This is a genomic window from Streptomyces sp. NPDC056948, from assembly GCF_042674225.1.
GTDB classification, from domain to species: domain Bacteria; phylum Actinomycetota; class Actinomycetes; order Streptomycetales; family Streptomycetaceae; genus Streptomyces; species Streptomyces purpurascens.
Genome location: NZ_JBHUQX010000219.1, coordinates 1 through 15,450, shown reverse-complemented (window position 1 = coordinate 15,450; position 15,450 = coordinate 1). Strand labels below are relative to the sequence as shown.

Genomic DNA, 15,450 nt, shown 5'->3' with positions numbered 1-15,450 from the left:
GACCACCTTCACACGAGCTCTACTTGGTCACCGCGTCCAGCGCGTCCGCGATGCCCCAGCCGTAGAAACCGTTGCGGTTCTTGGAGCCCTCGCACACCGCGTCGATCTTGCCGTCGGCGTCGATGTCGTACGGGTCCGTGCACGACGTGGCGTCGGCCTCCGCGTACAGCAGAGCCTTCACCAGGGCCGGGGGAGCGTACGGGTGCGTCGACTTGATGAGGGCGGCGACGCCCGCGACGTGCGGGGACGCCATCGACGTACCGGCCATGTAGCCCCACTTGCCGCCCGGCAGCGTGCCCAGGATCAGCCCGCTCGTGGCCGGCGCCTCCGGCTTCTGGTAGGCCGTCGAGTCGCCGCCCGGGGCGGCGATGTCGGCGACGCCCAGCCCGTAGTTGGAGAAGGACGACTTGATGCCCTTCGCACCCGTCGAGGCGACCGTGACGACACCCGGGAGCTGGGTCGGGATGTCGAGGCACTCCGAGGGGTCGACGGTCCGGTCGCCCGGCGTGGTGTCGTTCGGGGACGAGGGGTCGGTGATCTCGTCGGCCGAGAGGTCGTAGTTCTCGTTTCCCGCCGCCGCGACGTTGACCGCGCCCTTCTTCTCCGCGTACCGGGAGGCCCGGCCGACCGCGTCCAGGAGCGCCTTCTGGTCCGGGTCGTCGCCGCAGTTGAAGTACCAGGGGTCGGTGTAATAGCTGTTGTTGGTGACGTCGACCCCGTGCTCGGCCGCCCACACGAAGCCGCACACCACGGCCTCCGTGTAGAAGAAGCCGTCCGGGTTGGACACCTTGATGCCGGAGACCTTCACCCCGGGCGCGACACCGGTCATGCCGACGCCGTTCTTGGCCGCGGCTATCTCACCCGCCACGTGGGTGCCGTGCGGGCTCTCCGAAGCACCGGGCCGCCAGGCGCCGTCCGCGGTGTCCGGCTTGCCCGACACGCAGTTGACCGACGCCTTGCGGTCGAAGTTGGGCGCGATGTCGGGCTGGGTGTCGTCGACGCCGGTGTCGATCACGGCGACCGTGACCTTCTCGCTGCCCAGCGACTTCTCGTGCGCCTTGTCCGCCTTGATGGCCGGCAGGTCCCACTGCTGGGGCTGGAGCGGGTCCTGCCCGGCGGGGGCCTCTGCCTTGGCGACCTCGGCCGCGCTCAGCGCCTTCGGCGTCCCCAGGTCGCCCGTCGTCGCCGTGGGCAGCGGCTTGGTCCGGGTGGCACCGGCCGACTGGACGCCGCGCACCTTGCGGACGGTCTTGGCGAAGTCGGGGTTCGAGGAGTGGACGACGATGACGCCTATCTGGTCGTACGACGTCACGATCGTGCCCCCGGCCTTGCCGACGGCCTCCTTCACATACGCCGAAGTGCCGTGCCCCGGCTTGACGTTGACCACGTAGCTGAGCGGGGTCGCGTCGGCCGAGACCGCCGCGGGGGCGTCGTCGGCGGCCGTGGCCGTGGTGTTCGGCAGGAACGCGAGGGCCGTGGCCATGGCCATCCCGGCCGGGATCGCGACGGCGCGGCGGTAGCGCGCGTGCGGCGCTGTCATGGTGTCTCCAGTATGTTCGCGGTACGAGCTGACGGAGCTGACGGTGCGTGAACTCTCAGGATGCACAAGTCACTTGACCGCGCGCAGCGCGTTGACGATGCCGTACCCGTAGAAGCCGTTGACGCGCTTGCCGCCCTCGCACACCGCGTCCTGGGTGCCGTCGCCGTCCTGGTCGTAGGACTCGGGGCAGGCGGTCCGGTCGGCCTGCGCCTTCAGCAGCGCCTGGAGCTGGGCCGGAGACGCCTTGGGGTGCTTGGACTTCAGCAGCGCGGCGACACCGGAGGCGTGCGGGGAGGCCATCGAGGTGCCCTGGAGGAAGCCCCACGTGCCGCCCGGCATGGTGGACAGGATGCGGCCGTTCTTCGAGGGCGTGTCGGGTATCTGGTAGCGCCCGTCACCGCCCGGCGCCGCGACGTCGACGACACCCTTGCCGTACGTCGAGAAGTACGACTTGACGCTGTTGACGCCGGTCGAGCTCACCGTGACGACGCCCGGGAGCTGGTTCGGCACGTCGAAGCACTCGTGCGGGTCGATGGTGCGCTCGACGGGGGTGGAGTCGTCCGGGCTGGAGTCGTCGACGATCGCGTCCGAGTCCAGGTCGTGGTTGGAGTTGCCCGCCGCGGCGACGTTCAGCGTGCCCTTCTTCTGGGCGTACAGCTGGGCCCTGTTGACCGCGTCGACGATGGCCCGCTGGTCCGGATCGTCCATGCAGTTGTACAGCCAGGGATCGACGTAGTAGCTGTTGTTCGTGATCTCGACGCCGTGGTCGGCGGCGAACACGAAGGCACACACGACGCTCTCCGGGTAGAAGAGGCCGTTGGCCCGGTCGGTGACGTTGATGCTGGAGACCTTCACACCGGGTGCGACGCCCGCCACGCCTGTGCCGTTGCGGGCGGCGGCTATCTCACCGGCGACATGCGTGCCGTGGTAGTCCTCGGGGGTGTACGGCCGCCAGGCGCCCTCGCTGGTGTCGGGCTTGCCGCCGGCGCAGTTGGCGGACTGCGAGGCGGAGAAGTTCGGGGCGAGGTCCGGGTGGGTGTCGTCGACGCCGGTGTCGATCACGGCGACGGTCACCTTGCGGCTGCCCGGGTTGATCTTCGCGGCCTTGTCGGCGCCGATCGCCCGCAGATCCCACTGGTCGGCCTCGAGGGGCTCGCTCTCGGGCGTCTTCGCCGAGGCGGCCTCGACCCGCTGGGCCTGGGCGTCGGTCAGATACTGCGCCGCGCCCTCCTCCTTGGTCCCCGCCGCGGTCAGCGGCGTGGTCCTGGTCGCACCCGCCGACCGGACGCCGCGCACCTTGCGTATGGACGTGGCGAAGTCGGCGTTCGAGGAGTGGACGACGATCACGCCGATCCGCTCGTACGTGGTCACGACCGAGCCGCCGGCCGCGCCGATCGCCTTCTTCACCGACGCGATCGTGCGACGGTCCACCTTGGTGTTGACGACGTACGCGAGCTTCGGCGCGTCGGCCGAGGGCGCGGCCGACTCCGCGCGCGGGGCCGCCGACGCGGCAGCCGGCAGAAAGCCCAGCGAGGCCGTCAGCGACAGCACGACGGGCACGGCGAGGGCGAGCCGGCGTCTGGAACGCAGATGAGACATGGGGTCTCCACATCCTCCGGAAACGAAACCGGCCCGAGGCACAGGTGGTGCTCGGGCAGGTACATGACGAGGTGGTGCAGGGCGAAGCTATCCCGCGCTCTCGCTGGCCAGCAACGTTTTGTCGAAACGACTTCGGAAAGAAGGCCGCGCAGTTGAACCGGTTCTCGCGTGCCGCCGTGACGTTGAGCAGGGAGCGCGAGGACACTCGCCTCCGTCCCCGTACCAACCGCTTCCGTCATTACGAGGAGACTCTCCGTGTCCACCGACGCACCGCCCCCGTCGAAAGAGCAACACAAACTCCCCTCACCCGAGGAGTTCGCGGAGGTGCACGAGAGCGCGGAGTTCGGTGAACTGCGCCGCTCCTACCGCTCCTTCGCCTTCCCGCTGACCGTCGCCTTCATCGCCTGGTACCTGCTGTACGTGCTGCTGTCGAACTACGCGGGCGGCTTCATGGGCACCAAGCTGTTCGGCAACATCAACGTCGCCCTCCTCCTCGGCGTCGCCCAGTTCATCACCACGTTCCTCATCGCCTGGTGGTACTCGCGGCACGCCGCCGCGAAGCTCGACCCCAAGGCCGAGGCCATCAAGTCCCGGATGGAGGGCGGCGCATGAGCACCGCACAGCAGACCCTGCTCGCCGCGAACGAGGCCAGCCAGCACCGGCCGCTGATCATCACCCTGTTCGCGCTGTTCGTCCTGGCCACGCTCGGCATCACCATCTGGGCCGGCCGCCAGACCAAGGACGCCGCCGACTTCTACGCGGGCGGACGCCAGTTCAGCGCCTTCCAGAACGGACTCGCGGTCTCCGGCGACTACATGTCGGCCGCGTCCTTCCTCGGCATCGCGGGCGCGATCGCCATCTTCGGCTACGACGGCTTCCTGTACTCCATCGGCTTCCTGGTCGCCTGGCTGGTCGCCCTCCTCCTGGTGGCCGAGCCGCTCAGGAACTCCGGCCGCTACACCATGGGCGACGTGCTCGCGTACCGCATGCGCCAGCGCCCGGTCCGCACCGCCGCCGGTACGTCCACGATCGTCGTGTCGATCTTCTACCTGCTGGCACAGATGGCCGGTGCGGGCGTCCTCGTCTCGCTGCTGCTCGGCATCACCTCCGACGCGGGCAAGATCCTCATCGTCGCCCTCGTCGGCATCCTGATGATCGTGTACGTCTCCATCGGCGGCATGAAGGGCACCACCTGGGTCCAGATGGTGAAGGCCGTGCTGCTCATCGGCGGCACCATCCTGATCACCTTCCTGGTGCTGCTGAAGTTCAACTTCAACATCTCCGACCTGCTCGGCACGGCCGCGGAGAACAGCGGCAAGGGCGCCGCCTTCCTGGAGCCCGGCCTCCAGTACGGCATGACCGGCACCTCCAAGCTGGACTTCGTCTCCCTGGGCATCGCCCTGGTGCTCGGCACGGCGGGTCTGCCGCACATCCTGATCCGCTTCTACACGGTGCCCGACGCCAAGGCCGCCCGTAAGTCGGTGAACTGGGCGATCGGCATCATCGGCGGCTTCTACCTGATGACCATCGCCCTCGGCTTCGGCGCCGCCGCGCTGATCTCCCAGGAGGAGATCATCGCGTCCAACCCGTCCGGCAACACGGCGGCACCCCTGCTCGCCCTGCATCTCGGCGGTGTCGACTCGACCTGGGGCGCGATCCTGCTCGCCACGATCTCGGCGGTAGCCTTCGCGACGATCCTGGCCGTGGTCGCCGGCCTCACCCTCGCCTCGTCGTCGTCCTTCGCGCACGACATCTACGCCAACGTCATCCGCAAGGGGCAGGCGTCCGGCGCCGAGGAGGTCCGCGCGGCCCGCTGGGCGACCGTCTTCATCGGCGTCGTCTCCATCGGCCTCGGCGCCCTCGCCCGCGACCTGAACGTGGCCGGCCTGGTCGCGCTCGCCTTCGCGGTCGCGGCCTCCGCCAACCTGCCGACGATCCTCTACAGCCTGTTCTGGAAGCGCTTCACCACCCAGGGCGCCCTGTGGTCGATCTACGGCGGTCTGATCGTCGCCGTCGGCCTGGTGCTGTTCTCGCCCGTCGTCTCCGGCGACCCCAAGGCGATGTTCCCCGAGGTGGACTTCGCCTGGTTCCCGCTGAAGAACCCGGGCATCATCTCCATCCCCTTCGGCTTCCTCATGGGCTGGCTCGGCACCGTCCTGTCCAAGGAGGAGCCGGACGCCAAGAAGTACGCCGAGCTGGAGGTCAGGTCCCTGACCGGCACCGGCGCCCACTGAGTACCAACCCCCTCACGCGGCCGCGTCGTAGGAACCTCCAGGTCCCTGCGGCGCGGCCGCGTTCCGCGTCGTGGGATCGGGCCTGTGGAGTTGTCAGTGGGGTCACGTAGGCTCGCAGGTGTCGGAGAGGAAGTGCTCCGGGCAGGATCCGCATCGAGGGAGGGGGCCCACGTGCTCATCGACACCTACGGCCGAGTGGCCACCGACCTGAGGGTCTCGCTGACCGACCGGTGCAATCTGCGCTGCACCTACTGCATGCCCGAGGAAGGCCTGCAGTGGCTGGCCAAGCCGGATCTGCTCACGGACGACGAGATCGTCCGCCTGATCGACATCGCGGTCACCTCCCTCGGGATCGAGGAGGTCCGCTTCACCGGCGGCGAGCCCCTGCTGCGCCCCGGCCTGGTCGGCATCGTCGAGCGCGTCGCGGCGCTGGAGTCCCGCCCCCAGATGTCGTTGACGACCAATGGCATCGGCCTCAAGCGCACGGCGGCCGCCCTGAAGGCGGCGGGCCTGGACCGGGTCAACGTCTCCCTCGACACGCTCCGCCCGGACGCCTTCAAGACCCTCACCCGCCGCGACCGCCACAAGGACGTCATCGAGGGCCTGCACGCCGCCCGCGACGCCGGCCTCACCCCGGTCAAGGTCAACTCCGTCCTGATGCCGGGGCTCAACGACGACGAGGCCCCGGACCTCCTCGCCTGGGCCGTGGAGCACGACTACGAGCTGCGCTTCATCGAGCAGATGCCCCTGGACGCCCAGCACGGCTGGAAGCGCGACGGCATGATCACGGCAGGCGACATCCTGACCTCCCTGCGCACCCGCTTCGAGCTGACCGCCGAGGGCGAGGAGAAGCGCGGCTCGGCCCCGGCGGAGCGCTGGCTGGTGAACGGCGGGCCGCATGTGGTCGGCGTCATCGCCTCCGTCACCCGCCCCTTCTGCGCGGCCTGCGACCGCACCCGCCTCACCGCCGACGGGCAGATACGCACCTGCCTGTTCGCCCAGGAGGAAACCGACCTCCGCGCCGCCCTGCGCTCCGACGCCCCGGACGAGGAGATCGCCCGCATCTGGCGCCTGGCGATGTGGGGCAAAAAGGCGGGCGCGGGCTTGGACGACCCGACATTCGTACAGCCGGACCGTCCGATGTCAGCGATCGGCGGTTAAGGGGTTCAGGGGCGCGGGGAACTGCGCGAACAACCCCCACCGGCCGGCACCCGAAAGACGTCAGACGTCCTTCGCTTCCCACTCCTTCAAAAGAACCACGTCCTTCAAAAACCCCCGCACCCCGAGGAACTGCGACAGATGCTCGCGATGCTCCTCACACGCGAGCCACGTCTTGCGCCGCTCCGGCGTATGGATCTTCGGGTTGTTCCACGCGAGCACCCACACCGCATCGGCGCGGCAGCCCTTCGCGGAACAGATGGGCGTCTCGTCACTCACGGCTTCGTCTCACCACTGCACATAAGAACCGCACACAGAAAAGGCGACGCCGAGCAGCCACGGGGGGAGCTGCCCGGCGTCGGTCCGTCGCTCCGACGGGGGATGCGGAGCGCGTACGAAGTATGTCACGGGTAACCCCGAGCCCGGCACCTGAACAACATGATTGATCTGAGCTTTTCTTGAGCTTGGCGGGAAGATGACTTCCGTTTGTGACCGCCCCCGGGCGTCCCTATCGATCGTGCGAATCGGGCTTCGCACCCGGCGCGGGCCCGGACACGGCATCTTCCGCGGCGGATTCCGCGGAGTCGTCCTGAGCATCCGGCGGCGCGATCATCGGACGCGTCGGCCCGGCCACGAATGTCGACGGCAGAGACGGCGCGTTCTCGCGCCCGGCGTTCGCGATCACCACCGCGACGTACGGCAGTACCAGCCCGAGCACCAACGCCACGATGGCGACGTGCCGTTCGACGTTCCACAACGTGGCCGCGAGGATCACGGAGATCGTGCGGACCGTCATCGAGATCACGTACCGGCGCTGCCGCCCGCGTACGTCTTCCTGAAGTCCCGTCCGGGCGCCGGTGATCCGGAAAACCTGGACGTTGCCGCCGCCATGCTGCTTCCGCATCGCATTCCACCATCCGCCCGTATCGGACTCTCCCCGCCCCGTGGCCGCCCCGGGCCGGCCGGGGAACCTGGCCGACCAGGACAGCTCCCACGTTACGCCGCGGCTGCGCCCGCTACGAGACCGGGGCCCGTCCGGCCGAGGCGAACGGCATGGGCCGTGGCGCGTACGGCCATCCCCGGCATGCGGCGTACGGCACCTGGGCCGACACTGGCCGTAGAGCTCACGTCGAGCCGTACGAGGAGGCAGCGATGGGCTGGTTGTGGGCGATCATCGTGGGACTGGTACTCGGCCTGCTCGCCAAGGCGATCATTCCGGGCAAGCAGCACATCCCCCTGTGGCTGACCGTCATCCTGGGCATCATCGGAGGCATCGCCGGCAACGCCATCGCCCGGGCGGCCGGCGTCGACGCCACATCGGGCATCGACTGGTGGCGGCATGTCTTCCAACTGGTCATGGCGATCATCCTCGTCGGCCTCGGCGACAAGGCCTGGACGACGGCCCGGGGAGACAGACGCAGCGCATGACGGGGCACTACGGCGAAGGGGGCCGCCTCCGCACCGGAGACGACCCCCTTCCCACGCATGCTCAGCCGCTCGTGACCTCGACCGCCGCCAGGTTCTTCTTGCCCCGGCGCAGCACCAGCCAGCGGCCCTGCAGCAGGTCCTCCTTGGCGGGGACCGCGTCCTCGCCGGCGACCTTGACGTTGTTCACGTAGGCGCCGCCCTCCTTGACCGTGCGGCGCGCGGCCGACTTGCTGGCCACGAGGCCGACCTCGGCGAACAGGTCGACGACCGGGCCGAGCTCGGAGACCTGGATGTGCGGCACCTCCGACAGGGCCGCGGCCAGCGTCTTCTCGTCGAGCTCCGCCAGCTCGCCCTGCCCGAAGAGGGCCTTGGACGCGGCGATCACGGCGGCCGTCTGGTCGGCGCCGTGCACCAGCGTCGTCAGCTCCTCGGCCAGGGCACGCTGCGCGGCACGGGCCTGCGGACGCTCCTCGGTCTGCTGCTCCAGCTCCTCCAGCTCCGCACGGGAGCGGAAGGACAGGATGCGCATGTACTTCGAGATGTCCCGGTCGTCCACGTTCAGCCAGAACTGGTAGAACGCGTACGGCGTCGTCATCTCCGGGTCGAGCCAGACGGCGCCGCCCTCGGTCTTGCCGAACTTGGTGCCGTCCGCCTTGGTCATCAGCGGCGTCGCCAGGGCGTGCGCCGTGGCGTCCGGCTCCAGGCGGTGGATCAGGTCCAGGCCCGCCGTGAGGTTGCCCCACTGGTCACTGCCGCCCTGCTGGAGCGTGCAGCCGTACCTGCGGTAGAGCTGCAGGAAGTCCATGCCCTGCAGGAGCTGGTAGCTGAACTCCGTGTAGCTGATGCCCTCGGAGGACTCCAGACGCCGGGCCACGGAGTCCTTCGTCAGCATCTTGTTGACACGGAAGTGCTTGCCGATGTCGCGCAGGAACTCGATCGCGGAGAGGTTCTCCGTCCAGTCGAGGTTGTTGACCATGACGGCCGCGTTCTCGCCCTCGAAGGCCAGGAACGGCTCGATCTGGGAACGCAGCTTGCCGACCCAGCCGGTCACCGTCTCCGGGTCGTTCAGCGTGCGCTCCGCCGTCGGACGCGGGTCGCCGATCAGGCCCGTGGCACCGCCGACCAGCGCCAGCGGCCGGTGACCGGCCTGCTGGAGCCGGCGCACGGTGAGCACCTGCACCAGGTGCCCCACGTGCAGCGACGGCGCCGTCGGGTCGAAGCCGCAATAGAACGTGACGGGACCGTCCGCGAGCGCCTTGCGCAAAGCGTCCTCGTCAGTGGACAGGGCGAACAGCCCGCGCCACTTCAGCTCGTCGACGATGTCCGTCACGGTTCTCGTATCTCCTTGAGTGGGCTCGAATGGAGTGGGCTCGTAATCAGGTACGAGGTTATACGCCCTGGCTGACAGAGCTCATATTGAAGTCCGGCACCCGCAGGGCCGGCATCGCGGCCCTGGTGAACCAGTCGCTCCATTCCCTCGGCAGCGTCTTCTCCGTCCGCCCGGCCTCCGTCACCCGGCCCAGCAGACCGACCGGCGTCTCGTTGAACCGGAAGTTGTTCACCTCGCCGGTCACCTCGCCGTTCTCGACCAGATAGACGCCGTCCCGGGTCAGACCCGTCAGCAGCAGCGAGGCCGGGTCGACCTCGCGGATGTACCACAGGCAGGTCAGCAGCAGCCCGCGCTCGGTATCGGCGACCATCTCGTCCAGCGAGCGGTCCTCGCCCCCGTCCAGGATCACGTTGTCGATGCCCGGCGCCACCGGCAGACCGGTCAGGCCCGCACTGTGGCGGCTGGTCGTCAGATGCCGCAGCTCTCCCTCGCGCATCCACTCGGTGGCCGTCAGCGGCAGCCCGTTGTCGAACACCGACTCATCGCCCCCGGAGGAGTGCGCGATCACGAAGGGCGCCGATTCCAGGCCGGGCTCGTTCGGGTCGCTGCGCAGGGTCAGCGGCAGATCGGTCAGCTTCTCGCCGACCCGCGTGCCCCCGCCCGGCTTGGAGAACACCGTGCGGCCCTCCACCGCGTCCCGGCCCGACGCCGACCACAACTGGTAGATCAGCAGGTCCGCCACGGCCGACGGCGGCAGCAGCGTCTCGTACCGGCCCGCGGGCAGCTCCACGCGCCGCTCGGCCCAGCCGAGGCGCACGGCCAGCTCCGCGTCCAGGGTCGCCGGGTCGACGTCCTTGAAGTCCCGCGTGGAGCGACCGGCCCACGCGGACCGGGTCCGGTCCGGTGACTTGGCGTTCAGCTCCAGCGTCCCGTTCGGCTGGTCGTGCCGCAGCCGCAGCCCCGTGGAGGTGCCCACGTACGTCGACACCAGTTCGTGGTTGGCGAACCCGTACAGCTCGCGTCCGCCGGCACGCGCGCGTGCGAAGGCCTCGCCGAGCGCCGGGGCGAAGTCGGCGAACACCGCGGAGGAGGTCTCGGCGGGCGCCTCCGTGAACTCCGGACTCGCGGCCACGCCCGTGACCAGCGGCTGCGCGTCCTCGGCGGGCCCGGCACCGCGCGCGGCCGCCTCGGCGGCCCGCACCAGGGGCTCCAGCTCGTCGGCGGTCACGGCGGACCGTGACACCACCCCCGAGGCCGTGCCCTCCTTGCCGTCGACGGTGGCGACGACGGTGAGCGTGCGCCCCCGCGTGACACCGTTCGTGGTCAGGGCGTTGCCCGCCCAGCGCAGGTTGGCGGTCGACTGCTCGTCGGCGATGACGACACAGCCGTCCGCCCGGGACAGTTCGAGGGCGCGCTCGACGACCTCGTGCGGCTTGCTGGAACGCGCGCTCATCGACCGGCCTCCTGGGTCGTGTTCAGAATGTTGACGCCCTTGAAGAGGGCCGACGGGCAGCCGTGCGACACGGCCGCGACCTGGCCCGGCTGGGCCTTGCCGCAGTTGAAGGCGCCGCCCAGGACATAGGTCCCCGGACCGCCGACGGCGGACATGGAGCCCCAGAAGTCGGTGGTCGTCGCCTGGTAGGCCACGTCCCGTAGCTGCCCGGCGAGCCGCCCGTTCTCGATCCGGTAGAAGCGCTGACCCGTGAACTGGAAGTTGTAGCGCTGCATGTCGATCGACCAGGACCGGTCGCCGACGACGTAGATCCCCCGCTCCACGCCCCCGATCAGGTCCTCGGTCGACATCCCGGCCGGGTCCGGCCGCAGCGACACATTGGCCATGCGCTGCACGGGCACGTGCCCGGGGGAGTCGGCGTAGGCGCAGCCGTTGGACCGCTCGAACCCGGTCAGCTTCGCGATCCGCCGGTCGAGCTGGTAGCCGACGAGCGTGCCGTCCTTGACGAGGTCCCAGGACTGGCCCTCGACGCCCTCGTCGTCGTACCCGATCGTGGCGAGCCCGTGCTCGGCGGTGCGGTCGCCGGTGACGTTCATCAGCTCCGAGCCGTACCGCAACTTGCCGAGCTGGTCGAAGGTGGCGAAGGACGTGCCGGCGTAGGCGGCCTCGTAGCCGAGCGCCCGGTCCAGCTCGGTGGCGTGCCCGATGGACTCGTGGATGGTCAGCCACAGGTTGGACGGGTCGACGACCAGGTCGTACAGGCCCGGATCGACACTCGGCGCGCGCATCTTCTCGGCGAGCAGCTCCGGGATCCGCTCCAGCTCGCCCTCCCAGTCCCAGCCGGTGCCCCGCAGGTACTCCCAGCCGCGTCCCGCGGGCGGCGCGAGGGTGCGCATCGAGTCGAACTCGCCGCTCGACTCGTCCACCGACACGGCGTTGAACACCGGGTGCAGCCGAACCCGCTGCTGCGTGGTCACGGTCCCCGCGGTGTCGGCGTAGAACTTGTTCTCGTGGACGGTGAGCAGCGAGGCGTCGACATGGTCGACCCCGTCGGCCGCCAGCAGCCGCGCGCTCCAGTCCGCGATCAGCCCGGCCTTCTCCTCGTCGGGCACCGTGAACGGATCGATCTCGTACGACGAGACCCATGTCTTCTCGGCGTGCACGGGTTCGCCCGCCAGCTCGACCCGCTCGTCGGACCCGGCCGCCTTGATCACCTGGGCGGACAGCTTGGCCATGGCCACCGCCTGCCCGGCGACCCTGGCGGCGGCGTCCAGGCTGAGGTCGACACCGGACGCGAAACCCCACGTACCGCCGTGCACCACCCGCACCGCGTACCCGAGGTCGGTGGTGTCCGACGACCCGGCGGGCTTGGCGTCCCGGAACCGCCAGGAGGCGCCCCGCACCCGCTCGAACCGGAAGTCCGCGTGCTCGGCACCGAGCGCCCGCGCGCGTGCGAGGGCCGCGTCGGCGAGGGCGCGTAGGGGGAGGGCCGTGAAGGCCTCGTCGATGGTATGAGGCACCGCCGTCTCTTTCTGTCGAGGTGAGCGTGGTCGCCGTGCTACGTGACTGCTCCGATCATGTCGTCCATCCGGCGCGCGGGCCATGAGTTTCCGTACCCCGGGTGCGTGGCTTTCTGTAGGGACCCGACAGTGAGTCCCGTACGCCACTGTCGGTGCCCGATTGTCCGCGGGCGTGCCCGGACCGATAGGTTTTCGAGGAAGCCGCCTGTCATCGCCGCCTGTCGTCCAGGCGCCCGGGCGGGCGTATCAGACCGCTATCGAAAGGGTGATCCGTTGAGCCGCTCGGTTCTCGTCACCGGAGGCAACCGGGGCATCGGCCTCGCCATCGCCCGCGCTTTCGCCGATGCCGGCGACAAGGTCGCCATCACGTACCGCTCGGGTGAGCCGCCGGCCGCCCTGACGGAATTGGGCTGCCTGGCCGTCAAGTGCGACATCACCGACCCCGAGCAGGTGGAGCAGGCCTACAAGGAGATCGAGGAGAGCCACGGCCCCGTCGAGGTCCTCGTCGCCAACGCCGGCATCACCAAGGACCAGCTCCTGATGCGCATGTCCGAGGAGGACTTCACCTCGGTCATCGACACCAACCTCACCGGCACCTTCCGGGTGGTCAAGCGCGCCAACCGCGGCATGCTGCGGGCCAAGAAGGGCCGCGTCGTCCTGATCTCCTCGGTCGTCGGCCTCTACGGCGGCCCCGGCCAGGCCAACTACGCCGCCTCCAAGGCCGCCCTGGTCGGCTTCGCGCGCTCCCTCGCCCGTGAGCTGGGCTCGCGGAACCTCACCTTCAACGTCGTCGCGCCCGGCTTCGTCGACACCGACATGACCAAGGTGCTCTCCGACGAGCAGCGCAAGGGCATCGTGTCGCAGATCCCGCTCGGCCGGTACGCCCAGCCGGAGGAGGTCGCCGCGACGGTGCGGTTCCTCGCCTCGGACGACGCCTCGTACATCACTGGAGCCGTCATCCCCGTTGACGGCGGACTGGGAATGGGTCACTGATCACCATGAGCGGAATTCTCGAGGGCAAGCGGGTCCTGATCACCGGTGTGCTGATGGAGTCCTCCATCGCCTTCCATGCCGCCAAGCTGGCCCAGGAGCAGGGCGCCGAGATCATCCTGACCGCGTTCCCGCGGCCCACGCTGACCGAGCGCATCGCCAGGAAGCTGCCCAAGCCCACCAAGGTCATCGAGCTCGATGTCACGAACGACGAGCACCTCGGGCGCCTGGCCGACATCGTCGGCGAGGAGCTCGGCGGCCTCGACGGTGTCGTCCACTCCATCGGCTTCGCCCCGCAGGACGCCCTCGGCGGCAACTTCCTCAACACGCCGTTCGAGTCGGTCGCCACGGCCATGCACGTCTCGGCGTACTCCCTGAAGTCGCTGACCATGGCCTGCCTGCCGCTGATGCAGAACGGCGGCTCCGTCGTCGGTCTGACCTTCGACGCGCAGTACGCCTGGCCGCAGTACGACTGGATGGGCCCGGCCAAGGCCGCCCTAGAGGCCACCAGCCGCTACATGGCCCGTGACCTGGGCAAGCAGAACATCCGCTGCAACCTGATCTCGGCCGGTCCGATCGGCTCCATGGCCGCCAAGTCCATCCCCGGCTTCGGCGAGCTGGCAGCCGTCTGGGACGACCGTTCGCCGCTGGAGTGGGACCTCAAGGACCCCGACCCGGCCGGCCGCGGCATCGTCGCGCTGCTGAGCGACTGGTTCCCGAAGACCACGGGCGAGATCATCCACGTGGACGGCGGTCTGCACGCCATCGGAGCCTGATCTCCTGTACACCGTCGACGCCCCGTTCCCCGCAGCGCGCGGGGAGCGGGGCGTCACCCGTTCGGCGCAGCCGGCCGGGCGGGGGAGGCCCGCGACCGGGCACCCTGGAGTACGCGTCCACCACGCGGTCCCCTCCCCAGCACGGCCGAGGAGGTCCCCTTGTGCGCTTGTCCCGCCGAACGGCCTCAGTGTCCGTCGCCGTCGCTCTCGTGCTGACCCTGGCGTACGAGGCCGTGCCGCACGCGCGCGTGCCCGCCGACGACGAGCGGGAGCGGGCCGCCCCCTTCGGCGCCGCGTGCAGGATCCGCGTCGACGACTCCAGGGTGACCGCGTACTGTCACAACCCCTACCCGGAGACCGACCGCGTGAGCCTGCACGTCGAGTGCGCCCGCTGGTGGGACATCGACACCGACAGCTCCCCGGTGGAGGCCGGGCCCGCGCAGACCGTGCGGCTCAAGGGGCGCTGCTGGAAGGAAGTCGGCGACGCCTGGGTCAGCCACCGGAAGGCGAGCTGATCCCGCCCAGACGGCACAGGAACGGATAGCGGGCCGCCTCCACCCCCGCCCGGTCCGCGTCCCCCGCGCGGATCGCGTCGACCAGCCGCCCGTGGTCCATGTACGTCTCCGGCGTCAGCTCCTCGCCGACGTCCTCGCGCAGCCAGTCCCGCAGCACCTCGCCCAGGTCCGCGTACATGGCGGTCATCACGTCGTTGTGGGAGGCGGAGACCACGGCCAGGTGGAAGGTCGCGTCCGCGGTCACGAAGGCCTCCGCGTCACCCGACTCCCAGGCCTCCTCACGCCGCAGCAGCAGCGCGTCGAGCTGCTTGAGGTCCTTCTCGGTCCGCCGCTCGGCGGCCAGCCGGGAGGCGGACGACTCCAGTGTGGAGCGCAGCTCGGCGATGTGCCGGGGGTCGGCGCCGGCGAACCGCCGCTGCATCACCCCCGCCAGCTCACTGGTCGCCACGACGTAGGTGCCCGAGCCCTGGCGGATGTCCAGCAGGCCGTTGTGCGCGAGCGCGCGGACGGCCTCACGGACCGTGTTGCGGGCGACGCCGAGCTGCTCGACCAGTTCCGGCTCGGTCGGGATGCGGGAGCCGACCGGCCACTCGCCCGACGTGATCTGGGCCCGCAGCGCGGCGATGACCTGTTCGGAGAGCGCCGAACGACGGGGATGGCTCAGAGGCATGGCTCACCTTCGCACGGCCGGGGCGCCGGACGGCAGCCGAGGAGTGGACGGATTGGACAGTCAATCATCCCATGATTCTATGATGGGCCTCATGGCTAGTGAGGAAACCCGGACGATGACGCCCCCGACCGCTCGCGGCTCGGCCGCGCACGACGCCCGGAAACCGGGCGGCCCCGGCCCCCCCCCGGGGCCCGCCCCCCTGCGCGGCCACGGCAGAGGGGTGTGCGCCCCAAAAAA

General features: G+C 69.9%; 15 protein-coding genes. 7 read left to right on the top strand and 8 right to left on the bottom strand.

Features of this window, described 5'->3' with window-relative positions:
- Positions 1-19: 19 nt before the first annotated feature.
- Together ACFTZL_RS26190 and ACFTZL_RS26185 are read right to left on the bottom strand one after the other, a co-directional pair.
- Positions 20-1,540 carry a S8 family serine peptidase gene (locus tag ACFTZL_RS26190; RefSeq protein ID WP_382587451.1) on the bottom strand — a complete coding sequence of 507 codons (1,521 nt, stop codon included), beginning with the start codon at positions 1,538-1,540 and terminating at the stop codon, positions 20-22.
- A 69-nt stretch (positions 1,541-1,609) separates the two neighbouring features.
- A complete protein-coding gene (locus ACFTZL_RS26185) occupies positions 1,610-3,139 on the bottom strand; it encodes a S8 family serine peptidase (RefSeq protein ID WP_382587449.1) in 1,530 nt (509 codons plus the stop codon).
- Between the two features lie 255 nt (positions 3,140-3,394).
- Between ACFTZL_RS26185 and ACFTZL_RS26180 the strand changes: the two genes are divergently transcribed.
- The 3 genes from ACFTZL_RS26180 (at position 3,395) to moaA (ending at position 6,534) form a co-directional block, all read left to right on the top strand.
- Complete coding sequence (locus ACFTZL_RS26180; protein WP_382587446.1) at positions 3,395-3,751, top strand: DUF485 domain-containing protein; 357 nt, start codon at positions 3,395-3,397, stop codon at positions 3,749-3,751.
- On the top strand, positions 3,748-5,373 hold the full coding sequence (locus ACFTZL_RS26175) for a cation acetate symporter (protein WP_382587444.1): 1,626 nt from the start codon (positions 3,748-3,750) through the stop codon (positions 5,371-5,373). Before ACFTZL_RS26180 ends, ACFTZL_RS26175 begins: the two co-directional genes overlap by 4 nt.
- Before the next feature lie 171 nt (positions 5,374-5,544).
- Positions 5,545-6,534: a GTP 3',8-cyclase MoaA gene (moaA, locus tag ACFTZL_RS26170; protein ID WP_382587441.1), complete on the top strand. Its 990-nt coding sequence runs from the start codon at positions 5,545-5,547 to the stop codon at positions 6,532-6,534.
- Between the two features lie 60 nt (positions 6,535-6,594).
- Here the strand turns inward: moaA and ACFTZL_RS26165 are convergent, their stop codons facing one another.
- Positions 6,595-6,810, bottom strand: coding sequence for a hypothetical protein (locus tag ACFTZL_RS26165; RefSeq protein ID WP_382587438.1), 216 nt, complete (start codon positions 6,808-6,810; stop codon positions 6,595-6,597).
- A 229-nt stretch (positions 6,811-7,039) separates the two neighbouring features.
- Positions 7,040-7,435, bottom strand: coding sequence for a DUF3099 domain-containing protein (locus ACFTZL_RS26160; protein WP_382587436.1), 396 nt, complete (start codon positions 7,433-7,435; stop codon positions 7,040-7,042).
- Between the two features lie 248 nt (positions 7,436-7,683).
- On the opposite strand from ACFTZL_RS26160, the gene ACFTZL_RS26155 reads away from it, so the two are divergent.
- The gene (locus ACFTZL_RS26155; protein WP_382587454.1) at positions 7,684-7,959 is read left to right on the top strand and encodes a GlsB/YeaQ/YmgE family stress response membrane protein; all 276 of its coding nucleotides are present in this window, start codon (positions 7,684-7,686) and stop codon (positions 7,957-7,959) included.
- Positions 7,960-8,020: 61 nt separating this feature from the next.
- Here the strand turns inward: ACFTZL_RS26155 and tyrS are convergent, their stop codons facing one another.
- From tyrS to ACFTZL_RS26140, 3 genes are read right to left on the bottom strand one after another with little or no spacing between them, the layout of a single operon-like run.
- Entirely contained in the window at positions 8,021-9,289 is a 1,269-nt protein-coding gene (tyrS, locus tag ACFTZL_RS26150) for a tyrosine--tRNA ligase (RefSeq protein WP_382587433.1), read from the bottom strand.
- A gap of 58 nt (positions 9,290-9,347) precedes the next feature.
- Positions 9,348-10,742: a metallopeptidase TldD-related protein gene (locus ACFTZL_RS26145; RefSeq protein WP_382587430.1), complete on the bottom strand. Its 1,395-nt coding sequence runs from the start codon at positions 10,740-10,742 to the stop codon at positions 9,348-9,350.
- On the bottom strand, positions 10,739-12,262 hold the full coding sequence (locus ACFTZL_RS26140; RefSeq protein WP_382587427.1) for a TldD/PmbA family protein: 1,524 nt from the start codon (positions 12,260-12,262) through the stop codon (positions 10,739-10,741). The genes ACFTZL_RS26145 and ACFTZL_RS26140 overlap by 4 nt, the downstream gene beginning before the upstream one ends.
- A 273-nt stretch (positions 12,263-12,535) precedes the next feature.
- Between ACFTZL_RS26140 and fabG the strand changes: the two genes are divergently transcribed.
- The 3 genes from fabG to ACFTZL_RS26125 all read left to right on the top strand — a co-directional run bounded on the left by fabG (position 12,536) and on the right by ACFTZL_RS26125 (position 14,543).
- Positions 12,536-13,255, top strand: coding sequence for a 3-oxoacyl-[acyl-carrier-protein] reductase (fabG, locus tag ACFTZL_RS26135; protein ID WP_382587424.1), 720 nt, complete (start codon positions 12,536-12,538; stop codon positions 13,253-13,255).
- Between the two features lie 5 nt (positions 13,256-13,260).
- Positions 13,261-14,028 carry an enoyl-ACP reductase FabI gene (gene fabI / locus ACFTZL_RS26130; protein WP_382587421.1) on the top strand — a complete coding sequence of 256 codons (768 nt, stop codon included), beginning with the start codon at positions 13,261-13,263 and terminating at the stop codon, positions 14,026-14,028.
- A gap of 161 nt (positions 14,029-14,189) precedes the next feature.
- Positions 14,190-14,543 carry a hypothetical protein gene (locus ACFTZL_RS26125; RefSeq protein WP_382587420.1) on the top strand — a complete coding sequence of 118 codons (354 nt, stop codon included), beginning with the start codon at positions 14,190-14,192 and terminating at the stop codon, positions 14,541-14,543.
- Here ACFTZL_RS26125 and ACFTZL_RS26120 read toward each other — a convergent pair.
- Positions 14,521-15,213, bottom strand: a complete 693-nt coding sequence (locus ACFTZL_RS26120) for a FadR/GntR family transcriptional regulator (protein ID WP_382587417.1) — start codon at positions 15,211-15,213, stop codon at positions 14,521-14,523. The two genes, ACFTZL_RS26125 and ACFTZL_RS26120, sit on opposite strands and share 23 nt — an antisense overlap.
- Between the last annotated feature and the right edge of the window lie 237 nt (positions 15,214-15,450).

Excerpts from the sequence above, each read along its gene's own strand:
- fabI (WP_382587421.1), top strand. The coding sequence starts at position 13,261 with ATGAGCGGAATTCTCGAGGGCAAGCGGGTCCTGATCACCGGTGTGCTG.
- ACFTZL_RS26145 (WP_382587430.1), bottom strand. The coding sequence starts at position 10,742 with ATGAGCGCGCGTTCCAGCAAGCCGCACGAGGTCGTCGAGCGCGCCCTC.
- ACFTZL_RS26120 (WP_382587417.1), bottom strand. The coding sequence starts at position 15,213 with ATGCCTCTGAGCCATCCCCGTCGTTCGGCGCTCTCCGAACAGGTCATC.
- ACFTZL_RS26190 (WP_382587451.1), bottom strand. The coding sequence starts at position 1,540 with ATGACAGCGCCGCACGCGCGCTACCGCCGCGCCGTCGCGATCCCGGCC.
- ACFTZL_RS26160 (WP_382587436.1), bottom strand. The coding sequence starts at position 7,435 with ATGCGGAAGCAGCATGGCGGCGGCAACGTCCAGGTTTTCCGGATCACC.
- ACFTZL_RS26175 (WP_382587444.1), top strand. The coding sequence starts at position 3,748 with ATGAGCACCGCACAGCAGACCCTGCTCGCCGCGAACGAGGCCAGCCAG.
- ACFTZL_RS26155 (WP_382587454.1), top strand. The coding sequence starts at position 7,684 with ATGGGCTGGTTGTGGGCGATCATCGTGGGACTGGTACTCGGCCTGCTC.
- ACFTZL_RS26185 (WP_382587449.1), bottom strand. The coding sequence starts at position 3,139 with ATGTCTCATCTGCGTTCCAGACGCCGGCTCGCCCTCGCCGTGCCCGTC.